Source organism: Trichodesmium erythraeum IMS101 (assembly GCF_000014265.1).
Lineage (GTDB): Bacteria > Cyanobacteriota > Cyanobacteriia > Cyanobacteriales > Microcoleaceae > Trichodesmium > Trichodesmium erythraeum.
Genome location: NC_008312.1, coordinates 1,469,683 through 1,493,132, shown reverse-complemented (window position 1 = coordinate 1,493,132; position 23,450 = coordinate 1,469,683). Strand labels below are relative to the sequence as shown.

10 protein-coding genes and 1 pseudogene are annotated in these 23,450 nt (G+C 31.4%); 8 read left to right on the top strand and 3 right to left on the bottom strand.

Annotation, left to right across the window (positions count from 1 at the left end):
• Nucleotides 1-1,386: 1,386 nt before the first annotated feature.
• The 3 genes from TERY_RS36185 to TERY_RS04430 all read left to right on the top strand — a co-directional run bounded on the left by TERY_RS36185 (nt 1,387) and on the right by TERY_RS04430 (nt 4,857).
• The gene (locus TERY_RS36185; protein ID WP_370496613.1) at nt 1,387-1,512 is read left to right on the top strand and encodes a hypothetical protein; all 126 of its coding nucleotides are present in this window, start codon (nt 1,387-1,389) and stop codon (nt 1,510-1,512) included.
• A 76-nt stretch (nt 1,513-1,588) separates the two neighbouring features.
• The gene (locus TERY_RS04435) at nt 1,589-1,918 is read left to right on the top strand and encodes a thioredoxin domain-containing protein (RefSeq protein WP_011610726.1); all 330 of its coding nucleotides are present in this window, start codon (nt 1,589-1,591) and stop codon (nt 1,916-1,918) included.
• 1,766 nt (nt 1,919-3,684) lie between these two features.
• Complete coding sequence (locus TERY_RS04430) at nt 3,685-4,857, top strand: LL-diaminopimelate aminotransferase (RefSeq protein ID WP_011610725.1); 1,173 nt, start codon at nt 3,685-3,687, stop codon at nt 4,855-4,857.
• A gap of 911 nt (nt 4,858-5,768) precedes the next feature.
• Here TERY_RS04430 and TERY_RS04425 read toward each other — a convergent pair.
• The 3 genes and pseudogenes from TERY_RS04425 to TERY_RS32295 all read right to left on the bottom strand — a co-directional run bounded on the left by TERY_RS04425 (nt 5,769) and on the right by TERY_RS32295 (nt 11,715).
• Nucleotides 5,769-9,923, bottom strand: coding sequence for a response regulator (locus tag TERY_RS04425; RefSeq protein ID WP_011610724.1), 4,155 nt, complete (start codon nt 9,921-9,923; stop codon nt 5,769-5,771).
• A gap of 61 nt (nt 9,924-9,984) precedes the next feature.
• Nucleotides 9,985-10,614 carry a hypothetical protein gene (locus tag TERY_RS34450; RefSeq protein WP_011610723.1) on the bottom strand — a complete coding sequence of 210 codons (630 nt, stop codon included), beginning with the start codon at nt 10,612-10,614 and terminating at the stop codon, nt 9,985-9,987.
• Between the two features lie 63 nt (nt 10,615-10,677).
• Nucleotides 10,678-11,715 (bottom strand): annotated as a pseudogene (locus TERY_RS32295) (IS630 family transposase).
• Between the two features lie 3,726 nt (nt 11,716-15,441).
• Here TERY_RS32295 and TERY_RS04405 point away from each other — a divergent pair.
• From TERY_RS04405 to TERY_RS04385, 5 genes are all read left to right on the top strand, one after another.
• Nucleotides 15,442-18,501: a UPF0182 family protein gene (locus tag TERY_RS04405; RefSeq protein ID WP_011610722.1), complete on the top strand. Its 3,060-nt coding sequence runs from the start codon at nt 15,442-15,444 to the stop codon at nt 18,499-18,501.
• A 1,242-nt stretch (nt 18,502-19,743) separates the two neighbouring features.
• Nucleotides 19,744-21,378 (top strand): NB-ARC domain-containing protein, encoded by a 1,635-nt coding sequence (locus TERY_RS04400; protein ID WP_196797215.1) that lies wholly within the window; start codon nt 19,744-19,746, stop codon nt 21,376-21,378.
• Nucleotides 21,379-21,854: 476 nt separating this feature from the next.
• The gene (locus TERY_RS04395; RefSeq protein WP_011610720.1) at nt 21,855-22,154 is read left to right on the top strand and encodes a hypothetical protein; all 300 of its coding nucleotides are present in this window, start codon (nt 21,855-21,857) and stop codon (nt 22,152-22,154) included.
• A gap of 2 nt (nt 22,155-22,156) precedes the next feature.
• Nucleotides 22,157-22,900, top strand: coding sequence for an IMS domain-containing protein (locus TERY_RS04390; protein WP_011610719.1), 744 nt, complete (start codon nt 22,157-22,159; stop codon nt 22,898-22,900).
• A gap of 46 nt (nt 22,901-22,946) precedes the next feature.
• Complete coding sequence (locus tag TERY_RS04385) at nt 22,947-23,450, top strand: helix-turn-helix domain-containing protein (protein ID WP_011609939.1); 504 nt, start codon at nt 22,947-22,949, stop codon at nt 23,448-23,450.

The following is a 23,450-nucleotide window of genomic DNA, read 5'->3' as shown; positions in this document are numbered from 1 at the left end:
ATTGCTTGATTAATTGCTTATAGTTTTCCAGAGAAAAACCAGCAATTAAATCAGATAAAAATGAATAAAAAATTTTACCTAATTTATAAATAAAATAGATATTAAATAACGTTTAATAAACAATTCAAAAATTCATTAATGACCAAAATTTAAATATTTTGGATAGTTTTAAATTATCTATTTATTATCAATAAACATAAGGAATTGAGATAAAGTTTATTCTACCTACCTTCTGTCCTTTTTATTTATATCGAACTCAGGTAAAACAAGGTAAAAAAAGATGAGCCCAATAATTATCAACAAAGCTAATTTAATAAAGAACAAACTCCCCTGGTTGTACCATAAACACATAGAAAATCAATTAACTAGGAGTATCTAGCTTATATAAAAAATTCTAATTTTCCTACTTGAAAACCTTATCTGGGTAAGGTGAAAAACCCTAGCTAATCAAATACTAAAATATATTAAATTTCAGAGTTGTCGTCGAGGTTTGCAAAAATTTTTATCGGATGTAAATATTCAATTTAAAACTTTATGGTTTTCTATTATCAAAGATTGGATAAATCAGAATTTTCTTTCAAGGGAACTATTATATTTAGTTATAAATAAAACTTAGGATCAGGTCGTAGTAAATTTGTTAGTTGTGAGCCTAGTTTATCAGCGCCGTAGCAGACCAATTTACATTACCAACTTAGACAAAAAAGGAAACAGTAACTTTTCTGAAAAAAGATAATTATTATTGAAAGTTTTAAATTTATTCTCAAGTCATCAAAAAGTGATTTTAGGAGACCGATAATTTTGTAGTCTGGAACCAGAAAAATAGTTAAAATAGCAAAAAAAGATATGCTTTTGTCTGAGACTGAAAAAAAACTTGTATATAGAAAGGTAAAAATAATTGTGAATAGTAAGTCGGGGAATAGTGAATAACTTTCTAATGAGGGATAAAGCCGGGAATATCTATATATTTACAACAAGTAAAATTCACTAATACTAGAGGTTTTTAATCAAGAAAATTTTAAGTAAATATAAAATAAGAGTAAGTCAGTATAACAGCAGAAGATTCATAGTTTATATGAACAAATATTTTGGTTTATAAATAGCAATCAATATTGGTAAAAAGTGAATATATATCGAATAAATTTCCGGAATTTTAAGATTCGAGGCTATAAGATGGGATGAACTAAAGTCAAGGGATAACGATTAATTGCCATAACATTATTGACCACTTTAGTATATTTTTAATCCTTAAAAAACGGCAAAATAATTTGCGCAAAAGGAGTAGCAAATTATGTAAACCTGACCACAGAAAAAGGGAAAAAATATAGACGACATCCCCACTTTTATACGGGAAATAGAGGTCAAGCTTGGTTAAATGCCTGGGAAATTTTGCCAGAGAAAGTTGAAGAGATGATGGCCAAATTTATCAAAAACGGCTCAATTATTACAGAAGTAGGACAACTGCAAACTTTGTCAATTAAAATTTTTAGTCTGTTATGTCACTCCGCCAGGTAATTATGATAGAATAGATAAAATCAATAGAAAATATTTGTCAGAAAATTTTAGTAAATATGAGTGAGATAGAAGAAACGTGAGTAGCAATGTTGTTGTCATTACTGATTCTGAATTTGAAGGTGAAGTCCTCCAATCAGAAAAACTTGTATTGGCTTACTTTTGGGCTAGTTGGTGTGGTCCATGTAAATTAGTATCCCCTTCCGTGGAAAAAGTGGCCACTACGTATAGTGATCGTCTAAAAGTGGTCAAGATGGAGGTTGATCCTAACCCAGAAACCGTAAAGTCATATAAGGTTGAAGGAGTTCCTGCACTTAGACTGTTTGGGAATAAAAAATTATTACTTTCCCATGAAGGAAGCATTACATTGAATAAGTTAGTTGAGAGATTAGAAGCTCATTTAGCATGAACAAGATATTTTTTATCTATTATCTCTAAATGTTGTGAAAAAACCCACGCTTTCCTAAAAGGAAGCGTCGGGATTAATTATAATTAATATTGTGTTTTTTTTAGTACATTTAATAGACTGGGAAATCTGAGCATACTTAATTATTGACGTAATGATGGATATATTTGTTTAACATACATTTGACAGACATTAAACCAGCCAAACTAATTTTTTATAGCAGTAATTTATTTGTGGAGTTCTTTGGTTTAATTACTACTAATATAATTTATTTGACTATTTGAGACAAATTATCTCTGACAATTTTGACATTGATATTTTCATTTTTTGGGTAGTCCGACACAAGTAAGGACTTATTTATACTAGTTCGGGAAATACCAGATAGCTTCAATATGATTTTCGATCTTTTTTAGAAAATAATCAAGTTTTTCTCAAAATTGCCAAATGTTCTCTGTCTAATGCTACATTTCAATCTCTCAATATAGTTAATTAGTTAGATTACTTTTGGATAACTTGTTTTACTAACGGCTTGATGCCATGTGCTTGAGAATATTTCTTCTTGTGCTGACCAAAAGTATGTGAAGTTAGTGCAAACTGTCCATAAACAACAGGTAAATAATTTCACAATTCTCTAGCTCCATCTATACTGCGATCGCGATCTGTAAGCTCCAACAATTTCTTTGATGCTAATATATTGAGCCTGCTAAATCTACTGTTTATTACCTTTATGGTACAAATGACTAAATCTTATCACACTGAATAGTCAATCGAACTTTTTTTTTAGAGGACATCTCTAGCATATTTTGGAACTTAAGCATATTTGCGATTAGCATAATTTATAAGTCAAATTTCACCCTACCTGGCTTCCTCGAGCAATACCTGCAAGAGATATATTGTTTAGTAATAAAAGCTAAAATCTTTAGGGGCAAGTATTTCTACCAATAGAACGGAATATATTTCTACCTTAGACTTAAGTTAATTTTCAGTAGATTTTATAGAGTTTGAGTCTTTTGCCTAGATGGAAAGTAAAAAAGTTTAACACACAGAGAACTTAAGCAATTGACAGGCATAGAGTTTGGTTAATTTCGTATCAGTCAAATTAAAAAAAATCTTATGGCCTGTGCTATGTTAGTCTGGAATTTTTGAAAAAATATTAGAGCAGTGAGAAACCGGAAAAACTATTAAATATCTCCAAAAAAGGTTCTCAAAGCCTTACCTGCTGTTTCAAAATCTGCATTTTTGAAGATACCTATTGATCAAGTTAAACATAAATTGTTATCAGGTTATCTAAGATTAGAATTAAGATATCCTTCAATTAAAATGAAACTCATTTAACTCTAACACCTACTAAAACTTTTTGAATAGATAGTTAAGTAATTAGGGAATGGGCTTTTTCAGTTATTGTAATGCAGGCATCTTGCCCGAAATTAATTTACCTCATCAGCAAAACCAAGCCACTGTAAGTATAACTAGATCAATATATATAAACTAATAGTGAATAAATATTAGTAAATCAACAACAGTTAACTAACCCTTGGTAGGGTGGCGCTCAGATAAGCTATTAATTGGCAAAACCAAGACTAGCACTCACTTAGTAACCTGGTTTTGCACTGCTAACTACTCTAGCGTTTACTTAGTGAACTGGTTTTGCACCCCTAACTGCTATTGTTGTCAGATTGTATATAGTATGGTATTTTTAATATTTTTTGTTAATAAACAATAAGCCTTTTTGTTCATCTCCGTTTTTTTCTTAGGAAAATTTAGTCAAAATGCATTTATCAAAACGTTTAAAACCTTTAAGCTTTAATGTCTTTGCTGATATGGATAGGGCTAAGGGTAGGGCAAAGGCAGCAGGACAAGATTTAATAGATTTGTCTTTAGGATCTTCTGATTTACCTGCGCCTCGTCACGCTTTAGAGGCGATATCTCAATCTCTACAAGATTCTAATACTCATGGTTATTCATTATTTTCTAGCACTCAAGCTTTTAGGGAGGCAGTAGCTCGGTGGTATAGTAATAAGTTTGACATTTCACTAAACCCGGAAACTGAAGTTTTAGCTTTAATTGGTTCCCAGGAAGGTACGGCCCATTTACCTTTGGCTATCCTGGATCCCGGAGATTTTGCTTTGCTGCAAGACCCTGGCTATCCTTCTCATAGTGGTGGGGTGTATTTGGCCGGAGGTCAGGTTTACCCCATGCCTTTATTAGCAGAAAATAAGTTTTTGCCTGTCTTGGGAGATATTCCTCAACATGTCTTGGCTCAGGCAAAAATGATGATTTTGAGTTATCCTCATAATCCCACAACGGCGATCGCTCCAATATCATTTCTCCAAGAAGCTGTGGCTTTTTGCCAAAAACATAATTTGGTCTTGGTTCACGATGCTCCTTATCTGGATTTTGTTTTTAATTCATCTTCTGAAGCTCCTTCTATTTTTCAAGCTGACGTAGAAAAAAGTGTTTCTATAGAATTTTTTACTATGTCTAAGTCTTATAGTATGGGGGGTTTTCGTGTGGGCTATGCTATTGGTAATGCTCAGTTGATTCAAGCTTTACGACAGGTTAAAGCTTGTATTGACTTTAATCAATATCGTGGCATTTTTAATGGGGCGATCGCAGCTTTAACTGGTCCCCAAGAGGTGGTCAGAAAAACTGTAGACATTTTTCGCCAACGGCGGGACATTTTTATTGAGGCATTGGATAATATTGGTTGGACTGTGCCAATGCCATCAGCAACCATGTATGTTTGGACAAAGTTACCGAAATTATGGTCTAATGATTCTGTGGATTTCTGTGTAGATTTAGTGGAAAACACTGGGGTAGCAGTTGCCCCAGGGGCTGGTTTTGGTAAGGCGGGAGAAGGGTATGTGAGGTTTGCTTTAGTGCATAGACCAGAGGTTTTGTCAAGAGCTGTAGAGAAAATTTCTGTATTTTTACAAAGATAGTTTAGTGAATTATATCGTTATTATTGGGGTGAGTTTAACCAAAAAACTAGATAAATGCTTTTCTCAAATTACTGAGGTATAGTTTATGTTCGTATGGGATAGGTTTTAGGATTGAATGTTTATTTAAAGATATTAAACCGGTAGGTTTTGGCTGGCATCACAGGAAAATGACTGACCCAGCTGGAGTAAAAAGGTTGTAGTTAGCTACTGCTGTTGCTACTTTGTGGTTCGTAAGTATAGGAAAGTTCTTAGACCATTTCATGGAAACTGTTGCTCAAAGGCAGCTCTTCATGAAAACATCTACTCTGTCTCCACCAAGATGATACAGCGCTTTCTGTTGTTTAACAGTAAAGCTATGAGAGGAGGTTACCATCACTACATGATTTTTACTATTTACTCTGTAGATCATTCGCCCGAAATTTGCTGTAAGTACAAATGCTATAAAGTTGAGATACTCCAATTAATAGAAAGATTCGTACTTCTTAAATAGTGTCAGGTTTTATTATTGATTTTAATACTGATAATTTAATTAACTAGACCTGCCCGACAACCATAAATGAATATTAGAGATATCTGAAAATATTTAAACACCTAATATAACTATATTTTATAATTAATAATTATTAGACCTATTGCAAAAGTATTTGGTGGCATCATAGAGGTCTATTGATTTTCAAAGTAACCACTACTGTCAAGCGATCGCCAACTAAAAAGTTGATAGGATTCAACTTTATTTGCTGTAACCGCTAAATATAAAAGCAATTATGAGGATCCTGCCACCTAAATTTAGACAACGAACAACTATTAATTGTAACATAAAATATTTTGACAAAAAGCCTATTATAATTTTATTACATGTTAATGCTGACAAAAAAAATCATATAAAAACTACTCTGATCACTCCCGTACTACTATTTATGTTGTTCTAACTTCAAAGCAGCAATAACTTTTTCATACTCAATTTTCACTTCAGAAAAAATATCTATTACTTCTTTTGGAGTAAAATTTCCTGACTCATAAGCTAAACGAGCTAATACTTCTAATTCTTGACAAATATTGTAAAGATTCATTGCTCCTAAAGTACCACTAATAGACTTCAAAGAATGGGCAGCATTCTTAAGTCTTAACGGGTCAGTTTGATTAATAGCAATATTAATATTCTCTAGCAGTTCGGGAGAAGTCTCCAGGTAAATATCTATTGATTCATCTAGGTATTCCACTTCTCTCAAATTTTCTATTACCTTACTTTCAAGAATAGGCTTGTCAGGAAAAATGTTGTTATTATTATCTTCAGTTTCTAGAAAAGTATTTAATTGTGGAAAATTTAGTTTTTCTTTAACCTCAGAAACAACAGACTTACATTTACTCAATGCTTTGATAAGCTCCTCTATTTGTATAGGTTTACTAATATAATCATCCATTCCAGCAGCTATACATTCTTCGCGATAGCCCTGCATCACATTAGCAGTCATAGCAATAATTCGAGGTCTTTTCTGAGGACTTTTTTGAGAATATTTTGTAGCATTCTCATATTCTCGTTGAATGTGACGAGAAGCTTCTAAACCGTCCATTAAAGGCATTTGTACATCCATCAAAACTACATCATAAGGCAAACGAAATACAGCAGCTAAAACTTCTAAACCATTACTAGCAAGATCAGCACGATATCCCATCCGTTGTAAAATTCGTAAAGCCACCTTTTGATTAACCAAATGGTCATCAGCCAATAATATTCTTAGGGGTAATTCCTTTGCTAATACAGGAATTGTTTGATAGTTTCGTTTATTATTATTTTTGAATTTTACTTTAACATCTTGACCAGAAAAAATATTTAGTAATGCTTCATACAGCTGAGATTGTTTAATAGGTTTATTAATAACTGATCCCAATAATTTATCAGAAAAATTAATTTCTTGCTGACCCAGAGAAGAAAGAAGTATAATAGGTAAATTCTGATATATTGGATATTCAGTAATTTTTTTTCCTAAACTTAATCCGTCAATTTCTGGCATTTTCATATCTATAATTGCCACATCAAACTTATTCTCTGTTGCTATTAATTCTAAAGCACGATTAGCATTTTCAGCAGTCCTAACTATCATCCCCCAAGATTCAGTTTGCCTTAACAAAATTGTTCTATTCGTACTATTATCATCAACAATTAGTATTCTTTTATCTACTAATTTATGCTGACTACCATTTACATAATTAGTTTGAATAAATTTATTTTGAACAGTCTGAATACTGCATTTACTAACTATCGTAAAATAAAAAGTTGAACCAGATTTTTCATTCACAGCAGCTGAGTGTTCATATAAATCAGGTAATCTATAAGTTGCTGGGGGGTTACCTCCAACTACACCCATACTCTCAACCCACATCTGACCACCCATCATTTCAGCTAATCTTTTACTGATAACTAATCCTAAACCTGTACCCCCATATTCTCGGTTGGTAGAAGAATCAACTTGACTAAAACGCTTAAATAAACGATTCATGCGATTAGCAGGAATACCAATGCCTGTATCTTTAACTGAAAATTGTATTTCATAAGCAGGCCAAATGTCACAAGTATCAGATTCTGAAATATTTTCTACTGCTAAATTTTGTACATTTTCCTCTATTTCTAGCTTTCTTCCGCTAACAGAAACTAATACCTCACCATCAGAAGTAAACTTTACAGCATTGCTCAAGAGATTAACCAAAATTTGGCGTACCCTAGTAACATCCCCGATGACAATAGTGGGAGTTTCTGGGTCAATGAAATAAACAAGTTCCAATCCTTGTTCAGAAACTTTTGCTACTAATAAATCAATAGATTCTTCTAGACAAGTTTCTAAATCAAAAGGATGTTCTTCCAAGTCAAATTTTTCTGATTCTATTTTGGAGAAATCAAGTATATCGTTAATTAGTGTAAGTAAAGCATCACCACTACTGCGAATAGTCTCAACAAATTCTGTTTGATCTGATTTTAGAGAAGTGTCTAATAGTAAACCAGTCATACCAATAACTGCATTTATTGGGGTTCTAATTTCATGACTCATAGTTGCTAGAAACTCACTCTTAGCTCTAGTAGCAGCTAGTGCTTCATCCCTAGCCTTTGCTAAATCAGTTGCATCAGTTGCCGTTTTTTGACGCTCTAATTCTCCACCTACCCACTGCGCCATTAGTTTTAATAATTCTTTATCTATAGCTTTAAAAGGCTGCCTGAGAGGTTTAGGACTCCAGAAATTGAGAGTACCATAAACTAAACCCCCTACCATAACTGGTGCTCCCATATAAGCTTCGATTTGAAAATCTATATCTGTTGTGATAGAAAAACCTGAAGATGTAATAGATTCAAAACATATTGGCTTTTCTGTTATAGCTGTAAAAATAAAATTTTTTTCTACTTCAAACTCTTGTCCTTTAGAAATACAATTATCAGGAGTTATAGATGCTATAGTAGTAGATATACCATCTTCAATTTTAAATAATACTCCTGTTTCTAGATCAAACTTTTCACAACCCATTTCTAATAACTTTTGAAGGCGATAATTAAAAAAAGAACTCGGATCCATATCTAGATTTTTATCTTTACAAGTAGCAGAAGTTATTTGATATAATCTCAGAATAGCTGCTTCACTTTCTTGCAATTCTTCTTTTTTTTGTTTCAGCTCAGAAATATCATAAGAAAGTGCAATAATTTCTTGTACTTTACCCGTTTTAGAATCACGAATTGTACGAAAACTAGTTTCCAACCAAATATATTTACTATCTTTACAAAGGAGGCGGTAAGTAATTGTTGAAGTTACTGAATTTTTGAGAACAGCATAATAAGCTTTAGCAATTGCTTTAGTATCTTCATGTGCAAAAAGTTTTTGGGGATGATTACCAAGAAGTTCCAATGGAGAATATCCTAAAAGATTTCTGCAATTAGGTGATATATCAAGAAAAATTCCATTTAGAGAGTGACGAGAAATAATACAAGTAGAGTTTTCTATCATTAGTCGATAGCTTTCTTCACTTTCTTGATAGTCAGAGTGATAATTTTTTAGTCCTTCAAGTATGTTATTTATAGTTCCTGCTAAACTAGATAACTCATCATTTCCTAGCATTGATATACGGGAGGAAAAGTCTCCACTGGAGGCTATTTTTTTTACTAGTTTGCTCAATTGTAAAACACGGGAGACTAATAATTTTTCTATAACTGCAATTATCACCACACAAAAAACAAGGCCTACTATTACCCATAAAAAAATAAGGTAACCCCAAAATGATTGAAGGGAATTGCTAATTATTCGATCTATTTTTACTTGTAAAATTAGAACAGGCTGACTATAGATATCTTTGATAATTTTGTAACCAGCTATTTTATTAGAACTAAGGGGTTTTACAACTATTTCTGAATTTTTTAGTTTTAGCTGCTGATTAGTTTGTAGATTCCGACTGATGGTTAGTGATAATTTTGTGGATTCGGCTAACCTTGATATCATTGTATTATCTAAGTAGCGTCCCACAATAAGAGTATCGTTGCTAAGACTATCTTTTTCATTGGGAACATTAGTAGCAACAATTAGCATAGGTGCTTCTGGTAAAATAATAATACCTATTTTAGAAAGATAATTTTCTTGCTTCAGATTTTGAATTCGAGATAGATGTTTTTTAAAGCTTTCAGATATTGGTATTTCTGTTTGTTTATTTAGATCAAATACTTGAGAAAATAAAATTTCTCCTTGAGAATTAACTCGTAAGATTAAGTTAAGTTTTTGATTAATAAAAAAGTTTTTAACAGAATTAAAATTAATAAATTCTTCCTTTGTTAGGTTAACATTAGATTCTAGTTGGTTTTGATTAGCAAAATTTTTTGATAATAATAATACTCTATCCTGTTTTGCTATGGCAGATAAATTAGACAACTGCTCATCTAGTATATTTAATCCTCTATCAACATTTAGACGAACATAATTTGCCTCCAAATATTGGAAGTGGTGAAGCAAAATAATTGATTGTACGACATATAATATTGCTACAATACTAGCGATCACCGTATTAATAATTATTCGTGTTTTTTTGCGAAGTTTCATTGGCTTACTCACTATTTATTTTATTGTATTACCATAAATATGATTATTATTCCCTCAATAATTAGTTAGTAGGCAAAGATTCCATTGACCATGACCAACCCCAGAAATGAAGAGAAGCTTGATCACAAATCATAGTTGCCAGAGGAAGAATAATTCCAGCCTGAGAAATGTGATCGCTTATATGCTCAAAAAAGCTAATATCCAACTTACGAGTAGTGTCAACAAGGGACATAAAAATATCCCAAGCCTTTGTACAAATAAATGTCTGAGTAGCATAACTAATCGATCGTCGCAGCACCATTGTTCTAGCTGCTAACTCCGCAGGATTATTATACCAAGGTAATTCTAGATACTCGACAACCAGAAACAACTCCCTATATACTTGTTTCAATTCAACTACAAAAGATGATTCATGTCTGATCAATAAAAGGTATCCTGCTAACATTGAGATACCAATATCTGATAAAAATTCTAGAAGTTTACCTTCGCTCATGTTTCCATCATAGTATAGGCTCATGATCAATGCTTTGATTCCTAAACCAAATTCTCCTTCGTAACCTTTTGTTAGAAGTGTGTTTGAAACTTGAGCTAATGGCAGAGAATAGCATTTTTCCTTAGAAAACAATACGTTATCTGTTTTGAGTAAAATGTCTTGAACAATTACTTCTTCATAACCAAAATAACTCTGCATTTGGTGGTATATCCTCCTGAATTTGGTGGTATATCCTCCTGATAATAGACTAATATAGCAATCCTAAGTAGGTTGCGGCAAAATTTCATACTGAAAAAGTTTTGGGAAATTGAATATTTGACCATCCGCAAAAAACTTAAATAGCCACTTAACTACTTTAAAAGAACTGCAAAGATGATAAAAAGTAATACTGAAATTTTTGGTTTGTAACCAAATATCTTCAACAGGATTTTGCTCCGGAGCATTGGGAGCAAATCTTGTACAATTTATCAACAATTCTTCTTCTGATAAGTATTGATTAATTGTCATTAAATATTCTCGAAATTCTTGAGAGTTATGGTAAGTTGCCCCATCCCAAAATATTGCTAATTTGTTGCCCGGTCTTTGCTTCTGCAAATATTTAATAAATTCAATAGTATTTTTAGTATTTCCACTCTCATATTCTTGCACAAGAAATTCCTTGGTTTTATAGTCTAAAGCTCCATAATAAGTCTGTCTTTCTTTTTCATTTTTAATTGCAATTTCTATTCTTTCATCTGTTTTTCCCCAAGCATAACCTAATATGTCTCCCCATAGAAGATGACATTCATCAATCATAAACACTGTAAGCTTTCCAGTTTCTATTTCTGGTTGCCATTTAGCTAAAAATTCCTCTATTTCTTTTCTTTTAACTTCTACTAATTAATCATTTTTAGCAGGATTCTTTTTTTGAGTTTTTTTCCAACTTATGCCCGCTTCTTTAAACAAGTTATAGTAACTTTGATTAGACTCAAAAACCACATCATATTGCTCCTGTAAGTAGTTTTTTAAATCTGATAACCTAAGATAATCTTGTGCTCTCAACCACTCAATTGTTTTCTCTTTTTCGACCGTTTTTAAGTAACCTTGTCTCCCTTGATACTGAAGCCTTAAACTTTCTACACCATGAAATAATGCTTGGTTTTTCCATTCACTAATAAAACTGTGAGAAACATTTAATAATTCTTTGACTTCATGGTAGGATTTTCCTGACAAGGTCATTTTTACGGCCAAGGCCCTTTTAATTTCTTTAGACTCTTTTGTTTGATTAATAAAATCATTTAGTTTATCTATAATATTCATTTTTTGTCTTTTTCTTAGATCTGTTATTCTTACTATTATATCTGTTGCGACCAATATGGGATTGCTATATTTCTTCTCGGTCTACTTTTATTGTCTTGTTTTTACTGTTTTTACTATTTTTACTATCTTCTTTTGGAGTTTTGCGTTCTTTTTCTGACGAGTGGTCTTTCTGAAATTTTCTCTTTTTATCAGCTTTGATGTCTGGTTTACCAAATTCATCAAAGAGAAAGGTTGTTTAGGCGTTGCTGATTAGAAATGATCTATCCTGATATAGGAAGAATATAAAATGTTAGATAGTGCAGCAGAAGACGAATAGAATATTTGAGGATCTCAAGGGACTTAGAGTAGCACAGGGTTTTGTATAAGATTCCAAACCAAATAATGTCGGAGTCAATTATTTTCCTTTTCCATCTTGGTCATATAAGTTTTACTAACTGAGTGCTCCTCTCAAGCAATCAAACAAGTGTATACAGAATAACCATCACATACATACCAAAAGCCATGCCAGCATCTAATTATTAACCATAGATATTCAAAAGCTGTGCTGCTGCGTTTCGGAAAGCAATATGAAATGTGGTAGCGTCGCGTCAGGAAATCACCTAAGACCCACAATAAGATTCCTGACTTCTAATGATTAATTATTATCTAAATCCCAACTTTGTGTTTTTTGTGGCCTTAAAAAGTTTGTAACTTATCAATTTCGGTGATTTTAGGTATCTGTTACTATTTAGGGGCATCTGGTAATTTTATACCTGCATCTTTTATAAATTTGATCATAGTTGTATGATAAACCTCTGTTATTCTTTGGACAGCTCGTCAACTCATTCTATTGAAATACATCTTTAGACATAGTTCTTTTTTCTGTGGTGGATAGGATTGACTTTTAGAAAATTCAACAAGTTTACTACCACAGATTTGAGATGAGATGGAAAACACTGTTGGCCAAGTGTTCGGCTATTTTTCCTCGCTTGGGTGGAGTTACATTTCGGAAATTTCATGTTTTCAATTCTAAAACATTTATCATTAATTTTGAGCAAACCCCAATTAATTGTTATTGAAAAAGCAACTTTAAGCTCTATCAATTTATGGAAAAATGTTTTTAAATAAATTAAACTTGATATAGAAAGATACTTACAACATTAATAATTATAACACAGTTATTAAAAAAAATCTGTAGATAAAATTGATAAGGTCGCTCCTCTAATTGAGGTAATTGTTTGTCAGCAGTATAGCAGTAATGAACATCAAGTAATTAGGGTTAGTACATCTATTTTCTAATAGGTTGAGTTTTTTTTGCCGTAAAGTACCTAAGCATGGAAGCATAGATAAATAGCAAAGTTACCAGGTTTAGTGTACTAAGAATTGCCTCCTGATTTTTCAGCCTAGATATGCCCAAAATTTTATCTATACATTAGCTTAAGCTCCCAAAATTATGGTACTTTTTGTGCTGATACAAAATTTGGCTACACTATAATTTGTGTTAATACTTTGAGAATTAATTAGCCAGCCCTAATTAGAGGTATAGTAGTAGTTAACTATGTGTGTTTTGTTCTTAAAGTGAACAATTGGTGGGTAATAAATTATTGTATTTATGATCCATATACTGACAAAAAAACGTGAGGCACGATCATGTTAATAAATAACTCAAAATGGCTGTAAAATATAAAAAACACTATTTAAAACTGTATTAATTGTTTTTATTTTCATAACCTTTTGAGCAAGAGCAAATTTTTATTGCGTCAAAGAGTTTTCTAATCAACTCTGTAGAGAAGCTTGAAGTCAGTATACAAATCTTAATATAGCTAAGTTTTTTCATGGCTACCTACTTATCTAATTAATTATCAGGCTTTTCTCAGGAGCAATAGCTAAGTTAATGACAGTTATTATTCAAGTATTTTTTAGCAACAAAAAGCAAAATGAAGCTTATAGTTAAATAGTTAAATGGCCAAATAATTTGGGATTTGGTCAATACAAATTTGCTCCATCGTGTTTACGAAAAAGTCTCACAATAGGTACTGTAGTATTTTCAGTATTAGAAATAGGCAGTATAGCTTTGTGGGCAAATTTAAAGATGCAGTAACTACTGATAGTCAGTTACTAGCATACAGCAGATTTCGGACAAATTATGTACAGAGTAAATAACGAGAATGATGTAGTGATGGTAACTTGCTCTCGTAGCTGTACCATTAAACAACGGAAAGCCTTGTAATATTGAGGAGATAACTAAACATTTTTCCAAAAATGTTGAAATGTATTAAGAAAACTTGGTACACCAACAATACCTTAGAGAAGGCAATTGATAATTTAACAATGGCCAATTTATTCCTTTGAGTCAAGAGTCAGAGTAGAGATCTTCTGGTTGCATCAGCAAGTTTGCATAATAATACTGAAAGCTTTCTTTTTTATTTTCAAATATCTAGCTAAGATGCGACTAAAATTCTTAGTATATCTAATTAGTAGATGGGACTTTTTTATATGTTGATTCTGTAGTAGTTAATGATATAACTATCCGTAAACTTTACGTTTATTTAGACATTATCCTCGTTCAAAAGATATTAGTGACAATGGTGATCAGTTTAAGTGTAGTTAGTATCTTGGCAACAATTGGTATAACAGTTTCTATCACTATTTATATTTAACATTCCCTTATTTCTCTACCCCAGATTAGTCAATTTACTGATCATCTTAATGCTGAATGTCTAGATCAAGCAACAGTTTATTTTAAAGCTGCTCCTAATGAATTAAAAAAATTGGCCAAAACGTTGAAAATGATGTTGGACTAATTATCTGATTTTGGGAAATACCAAAGGTAGTTTATCAGTAATGTTTCCCATAAATTAAGAGCTCCTTTAACTATTATTTATGGGTATTTACAATGTATCCTCATAAGGGAAAATAATTTGACAATAACTTAGAAAAAATCAACGTTATTAGCTTATGAGAAAGCAGAACTTAGGATTAAGTTTTGAAAATATTTATTGGACTTAATGACCATCTAGATATTGGCCAAATACACCTTTATTTAGAATTACTAATTATGAATAATTTTGTGGCATAAATAGTAAAAATGGCAAAACAATATTGAAAAGTATAATAAAGCATATTATGATACTAATTTAGATGATAATAATATTGGTAGTAGCTTGAGTTTTAAATACAAAAACCTCAAGTCAAGGTAAGATATATCTGTAAATATAGAAGTTTATGATTAATTAAATTTATAATAAACTCTAATATTTTAAAGTAGGTATTATTGAATTTTATTCACAATTAAATTATGTAAGATATTCTGACAAAGATTATTATATTATATTAAATTTATATCAACAAAATAATGAAGCAGTAATTCACGTTTGTGACCAAGCTAAAGGTACTTATTTGTCGCAACAAGGTAAGATATCCAACTTTTTTTACTGAGGATATAAGGTCAAAAATTATGCTAACAGTAGATTAGGTTTCGGTTTGTCTATTGTTAAAACTTTAGTAATAGGAATTGTAGAAAGTATTCAAGGTTATTCAAAGTAAGGATCAGGTAGTTATTTAAAGTTAAGTTCCGAGTCAAAAATTGGCATTCCTACCATCAAACCATAAATTATGAAGGACGATTATTGCGTTGTGGCCTGCCAGATATCCTCACTACAAAAGTTTGATCGTTAATGTTTGTACTTCATACTTTGAATCAAGTTTCAAAAAACTCAAATAATTAACTAATATAAAACAAAATAAATGAAAATACATATTATTTATCAATTAAAATGTAGGTTGATTAAAGCATTTAAAAGAATCAAATCAATACATATATTAATAATATTATTTTTTTCATTTGTATGCTGGGAAATACTTGGATTTTCAACTAATATATTAGCTGATTTTTTATGGTTTCAAGAGCTGAATTATTTGCCTGTATTAATAAATAAACTGCAAACAGAAACTTGGCTTTGGATAACAACATTTTTAATTAGTATGGGCTTTTTTTTAGTGAATTTGAGATTAGCCAGCTTTTTTAAATATTCAAAAAAACAAGTTCGGATAACTGAAAGATCTGAAGAAATTATGCTAATTCCCCCAGTTACTATACCGTCAAGTAAACTACGAATTGAGCCGTCACTAAGTCTAAGCTGGTTGTTATGTTGTATATTTGGATTAATTTTATTAGTAGGATTAATTTTAACCCATTATATTGACGTATTTACTAATTACTTGTATCCTGATTTAACAGTTGCTAATGTATCTCCTCAAATCCCATCAGAATTTAACATCGAATCAATTTGTAAAATACTCACCTCAATACTATCTAATTTGTGGTTATTAGGATTATTTCTTCTATTATCTTTTGCTATAATTATTAATCCTATACTCTGGTTAAGTGTATTTGCAGTAGTTCTCAGTTTAGTTTTTAGCTTTATTCTTTCCAGCCATTGGGCAAATATATTACAGCTGTTGCATGGGACTCCCTTTAATAAAAGTGAAGATTTATTTCATATAGATATAAGCTTTTATGTTTTTCAACTCCCCGTTTTAGAGCTATTAAGATTTTGGTTAATTGGATTATTTCTATATGGATTTGTTGCTTGTATTTTGATATATTTATTATCAGGAAAAAGTTTAAGCCAAGGAAATTTTTATCAATTTTCTCAACAGCAAGAAAAGCATCTTCACGGTTTAGGTGGAGGTTTTATATTAACCATAGCATTTAGTTACTTTATAGCCTGTTTTGAGTTACTTTACTCTCGCCGTGGTGTAGTTTATGGTGCCGGTTATACCGATATAAAAGTTCAGCTTCCAGCATATGTATTTTTAGGGATTTTGGCGTTACTAATTGCATTTTTTCTATTTTGGCAAGCAATTTTTTCAGTCAAAAGTATTCAGTCTTATATTGAGGCAAGTTTGTGGTTTTTACGTTTAGGTCGTAAGAGAAAAAGAAAGAAAAAAGTTATTGCTAAACTATTCGCTAATAGCTATTCATTAAGAGCAATTTTGACATGGTATTTAATAATAGCAGTAATTGCTGGTTGGTTAATACCAAAAATTGTACAAATGGCAATTGTCCAACCTAATGAGATAGAACGAGAAATTCCTTATATTAAACGTAGCATTACCTTTACTAAAGAAGCTTATATTGATGTAGATAAATTAGAAGTAGAATTATTCGACCCAAATAATGAGCTTACCTATGATGACTTAATAAATAATAAGTTAATCATTGAGAATATTCGTCTTTGGGATACAAGACCAATTTTACAAACGAATCGTCAATTGCAACAAATTAGACCCTACTATGAATTTATAAATGCTGATATTGATCGTTATACATTTCTGAAAAAAGAGTCAGAAAGAACAAAAAATAATCTTACTAAAAAACAACAAGTAATTATAGCTGCTAGAGAACTAAACTACGAATCTGTACCTCAGCCAGCACAGACTTGGGTCAATGAACATTTAGTTTATACTCATGGCTATGGTTTTACTCTTTCTCCAATTAATCAAGTTGAAAAAAATGGATTACCAGAATATTTTGTGAAAAATATTGGGCCAGATCCTACTTTGGAAAAGAATAGCACTTTAGAAGTATTAAACAGGATTAGAGACAGCATTCCCATCGGTAAACCGAGAATTTATTATGGAGAACTTACTAATACTAATATTATGACTTCTACTGCACAAAGAAATAAAGAATTAGATTACCCTAGTGGAGAAGCGAACTCTTATAACACTTATGATGGAAGTGGAGGAATTGTTATTGGTCAAGGGTGGCAAAGATGGATATTTGCTAAATATCTTAAAGACTGGAAAATGTTATTAACTAATGAATTTATACCTGAAACAAAACTATTATATCGTCGTAATATTAATGCTAGAGTCCGAAGTATAGCTCCATTTCTACGTTATGATCATGACCCTTATTTAGTGGTGGCTGACCCTAACTTTGGTCATAAAAATATGAATCAAAAAAATCCTAATTATCTATACTGGATTATTGATGCTTATACTACGACTAATCACTACCCTTATTCTGACCCAGAAAATAATGAGTTTAACTATATTCGTAATTCAGTAAAAGTTGTAATTGATGCCTATAATGGTTCAGTAAAATTCTATGTTGCTGACCCAAAAGACCCTATTATTAGAACCTGGAAAAAAGCATTTTCAGATATGTTTAATTCCATTGAAGAAATGCCAACTAGTCTTTATACTCATATCCGCTATCCACTAGATTTATTTCAAGTACAATCTGAAGTTTTGTCAACTTATCATATGGATGACCCTCGTGTATTTTATAATCGGGAAGACTTGTGGCGGGTTCCAATTGAGATTTATGGGGCTCAACAACAAAAAGTCAAACCTTATTATCTAATCACACAATTACCAACAGAAACTTCAGAAGAATTCATTTTACTTCTACCTTATACTCCAGCAAGTCGTAATAATTTAATTGCTTGGTTAGCAGCAAGATCGGATGGGGAAAATTATGGTAAGTTACTGTTATATCAATTCCCTAAACAACGATTAATATATGGTATAGAACAAATTGAAGCTTTGATTAATCAAGACCCAGAAATATCCCAGCAAATTTCTCTTTGGAATCGTCAAGGTTCAAAAGCAATTAAAGGGAATTTATTAGTAATTCCAATTAATGAATCTCTGATTTATGTTGAGCCTATTTATTTAGAAGCAGAGCAAAATAGTTTGCCAACTTTAAGAAGAGTAATTGTTTCTTATAAAAACCGAGTTGTTATGAAGCCTACTCTTGATGAAGCACTTCAGGAGGTTTTTCAAATACAATAATAATTAATAACAATTTTGCTGTTTTTAGAATTAACTACCTCATAGTTTCATAAAAAATTAAACTATTCTGGGGAGATTTTTTAAAGGTATTAGTCAATCAATCAAAATTTTTCTAATAAAATAGACTAAATTTATTTTCAGTCATCTTTTTTGATTTTATTTTTCTTTCCCTGTTGCTTCTATCGTGACTGTAAGTTGATAAACAAAATAAATTACACACTTTACCAAATCCCAGAAATTGAGTACATAGAAAAGGGGAAATATCAAACACTAGGGGGACTAAATAAATTGGCCAAACCAAATAAAATAAAATATCAAGTTAAAGGTCAGGTAGAAATAAGAGTATAAATTATCATTGCGCCCAAAATTCAAGCAGGGATATTTATATTAGAGACGAATATATCAGAGAAAATAAACTGATTTTAGTCTATAGTTTTGACAAATTTTTTATTAAAGTTATACCATAATTTTTATTTTGGAGATGTCTAATAAACCTCTTCAAAAAAATCTAAGAATTTAATACCACAATTAAGCAGTTAACAGGAATATAATTTTGCCAATGTGGTCAAGCAAAAATTTAAAAAAATTATATAGCAATCCTATTTTTATTTGTGTACAAAAATTCTAGTGTTTTTCAGGAGTGGGGTATAAGCAATGAATAATAGGCAAGAGTTTCATAATTTATTTCTCGTTTTTTATGTGTTGTGACCTATTTAGGATTGCTATATTACTTACTCCATGTTGGCATGGAATAATTTGAAAATAATTTATCGGAAAAACTATTGCGCAACTAAAATATTAATTATAATTTAAATATAACTCTATTTTAACTCAAATATCCTGCAATGAAAATGACAGTTATTTAACTTTTTATGGATAGAGATAGAATCAAAATACTGCTCGATAACTCAAAAAAATCATAACGTTGCTGAAACTTTGCATCAACAAACCCTGAAATTAAGATGCGCTACATTTACTGTCTGTGCGTAATTTATGAGTCAAAAAAATATTAAAGCCACAACAAATTAATTAAGTATTCTTACTTTATTATCAAATAAAATAGCATCATAAGTAACAGTAAAATTACATCAATTTATATATAATTTAAAATATAAGGACTTGTGCAGGCGAAGCCAAAAACCAGATTTTTTTCGTAGATATCTATTATTAAAAACAATGATTTATCTGAGAAAGAGGGCCCGCCCTTGGGTAAGTTCAAAATATATCAAAATATTAAGTAAAATGAAAGTCGAAGAAGCATTGGAAGTTCTGGAGACAGTTCTACCTCCAGGCTCCTTAAACGCTGTAAAAAAAATGGTATTTTCTCAAGCCTGGGAAGATAAAGGATATTCTGAAATTGCCGAGCAAGCAGGTTATGATCCAGACTACATTAAAGGAGTAGCTGCTAACTTATGGCAAAGTATTTCTAATGTCTTAGACGAAAAAGTAACCAAGAAAAATTTTCGCGCTCTGCTGAGACAAAAATTTGGCATTCAGAAATCATTTATTGCCAAAACCGAGCTAAATACTCAACAGCATCTAACTTCCCTGTCTTCTTGTGAAACAAATAAAATAGTATATAAATCAAAAGTAATTGATTGGGGAGAAGCTATAGATGTTTCTGTTTTTTACGGACGCTCTCAAGAACTCAATCAACTGCAAAAGTATATTATCGCAGATGGTTGTCGCTTGATAGCCCTACTTGGTATGGGTGGTATCGGTAAAACAGCGGTAGCAGCAAAAGTTGCTACACAACTACAAAGTGAATTTGACTATATAATTTGGCGATCGCTGCGCCACTCTCCACCACTAAAAATAATGCTGAGAGAACTGATCTCGTTTTTCTCTCACCAAAAATGTACTCAAGGAGAACTAAGCAAACTTCTTGAATACTTACGCCAGTCACGCTGTCTAATAATTTTAGATAGTGTCGAAACTATTTTAAAAGCTGGATGTACAGGTTATTACCGCTCTGGTTATGAAAACTATAGTCAATTATTTCAGTTAATCAGCGAAACATCTCACTCTAGCTGTCTTATTCTCACCAGTAGAGAAAAACTCCCAGAAGTAGCAGCCCTTGAAAGTATAGATACAGCAGTACGATCTTTGCAACTATTTGGATCAAAAGAAATAGCTAAAGCCTTACTAGAAACTAGAGAAATATCAGGTTCAGAAGCACAAAAACAACAACTTAGCGAATATTATGGCTATAGTCCCCTAGCATTAAAAATAGTCACTACCTCTATCAAAGACTTATTCGATGGAGACCTAAAAGAATTTCTCCAACATAATACTACTACCTTCAATGGTATTCGCCGACTCCTCGACCAACACTTTCATCGTCTTTCAGAACTAGAAAAAAAAATTATGGTTTGGTTAGCAGTTAACCAAGACTGGACTAGTGTACAAAAATTAGAAACTGATATTGTGCCAGCAATTTCTAAAGTTAATCTCCTGGAAAGCTTAGAAGCTCTCATCTGGCGCTCCATAGTCAAGAAAAAATTAAGTATGTATACAGTTGAACCTCTAGTAATGGAGTACATTCTTAACTACCTAATTGAAGAAGTTATTGGTGAATTAATTACTACTAACTTAAACTTATTTGTTACTCATTCCTTAATCATAACTACTGAAAACTCCTCTATTAAAGAACGACAAAATAAGTTAATTATTGAACCAATTGCTAGACAACTAAGTAAAATATTTAGTTCTGATAAAACCCTCAAAAAACAATTATTATTAATCCTAAATAAGCTAGAAAGTAACGAAATTTTACCATGTGGTTATGGCAAAGAAAATCTTATTAATCTTTCTATTAAACTAGAGATTGATTTAATGAATATTGATATTTATTCTCATAAAATAGAATATAATTAATCTACTCATATATATACCTAAAGGCTATTTAAGTATTAAATAAAACTAACAATAAAAAATTCCTAGAGCTGTGATAGGCAAAACTAAAAATCTGAAATCAAAAGGTTTGCAGATATTCTACAGAGTCGTAATAATTCAGCCGTTTTTGAAGGCACAGGGCTATGAATTATTCTGCAAATTCATCAAATATTTCCCATAAACTAAAACAAAATTGACCTCTATTTATTGTATAAAAATAGCTATTTTGTCAATATTTAATTCATTTTTATGCGGGAAAATTCAGATAATTTGCTAATCCTTTTTAAGCAATAATTTTTTCGGATATTAAGAATTGATAGTTAACTAAAATCATTAATAATGAGGGTAGTTTATTCATTCTTATTCAATGATCCTTGTTGACAATATATAGGATCATCTTTTTTGATGTAGAGTTTGAATCGTACTATTAAAAATCAGGTGGCATTGGCACTAAGCCTTTGAAAGTTGTTTTCAATTCTAATGCTACCATTCAAGCTGTTGAAACCGCAGTAAAAAACATTGTTTATCAAAACATATCAGATAATCCTAAAAATGGTACTCGTACCTTGGAAATCAAAATTACTGATGGTGATGGAGATAATAAAAGTAGTAATACCCTTAATCGAATAGTTAACGTTAATTCCATTAATCAACCTCCAATTCTTACTGTTCCAGAAAACCAAACTGCCAAAGAAGACAAAAATTCAATATCAAAGGAATTAGTGTTAAAGATCCTGACGGAGATAACATTTGTTTAAAATTGAGTGCAGACAATGGAACAATAATTGTTAATGAAAATGTATTTAATGGTGTATCATTTCGTAAGATTAAATACAGCAGCGATAATACAGTAACTTTCTGTGGTACTCCTAGCCAAGTTAACAACACTCTTAAGAGTAACAATGGAATTGTGTATGAAAGTAATGCTAACTTTTTTGGTAGCGATCGCCTAAAAATATTTGTTCAAGACTTTGGTAAACAAGATTTTATTAACGAGCAAGAATTTGTTTGGCCTATTGGTGCTTTAAAGAGTAAAACAGATATAAAAAATTTGGAAATTACAGTTGAACCTGTCAATGATGCACCTATTCTTAGGGGGTTTTCAATTGTTGACAGTAGTCTTTTAACCTCCGAAACTGCTCTTAAAGCGATTCGGTCTTGGTTAGAAATCAAAGGTGAAGTCTTAGGTCCTTCTCCTAATCGTCAACTTTTATCAAAATATACAACTGGTGCTTACTATGAAAAAACTCGAAGGACTATAAATTGGCTTAGTAGAAATCGAGCATATTATACTTATGAAAAACCTGTTGTTGAGCTTGTTGGCAATTTTCAATTATCAGCAAAACAAGCAACAATTGATGTGGGAGTTTACGAAAGTCCAACACTTTACATTGATGGAGTTATTGATGAGAGTGCTAGTCGGGATGGGAAGAAAACCTATCGCTTTACTCTTGAATTTAACAATGGTAAATGGAAAATAGCAAATGTTATACTAATTTCATAAACTTAAGCTACACTTTTAGAAGTAACCTATTATAGAAAATGTCCCCATGTCAGGAGTAGTAAAAATTGAGATAAATGAATCGGTAGAAACTCTCAAAAAACTTTTAAAAAGTGCGAGTACAGCTCAAGAAAAGGAAAGACTTCAAACTATTTACTGGTTGAAAACTCAAACAGTAGAAACAGTAAAAGAAATTGCGATAATGTTAGGACGCAATCGAGTCACAGTACAAAAATGGTTAGGGAAATATCGTACAGGTGGACTGAATCTTTTACTAGAACCAAAGAAAAATCTAGGAGGGAGGCCAAGTTCAATTCCACCAAATGTAATCGAGAAATTAGAAGCAGAATTGCAAAACCCGGAAGGTTTCCAAAGCTATGGTGAAATTCAACAGTGGTTAACGACTTGTTTTGACATCGAGCTGTCTTATCGAACAGTTCATCAATTAGTCAGATATAAATTAAAAAGTAAATTAAAAGTTCCACGTCCAAATCACATAAAACAAAATAAAGAAGCTCAAGAAAACTTTAAAAAAAACTCTCATCTCAACTAG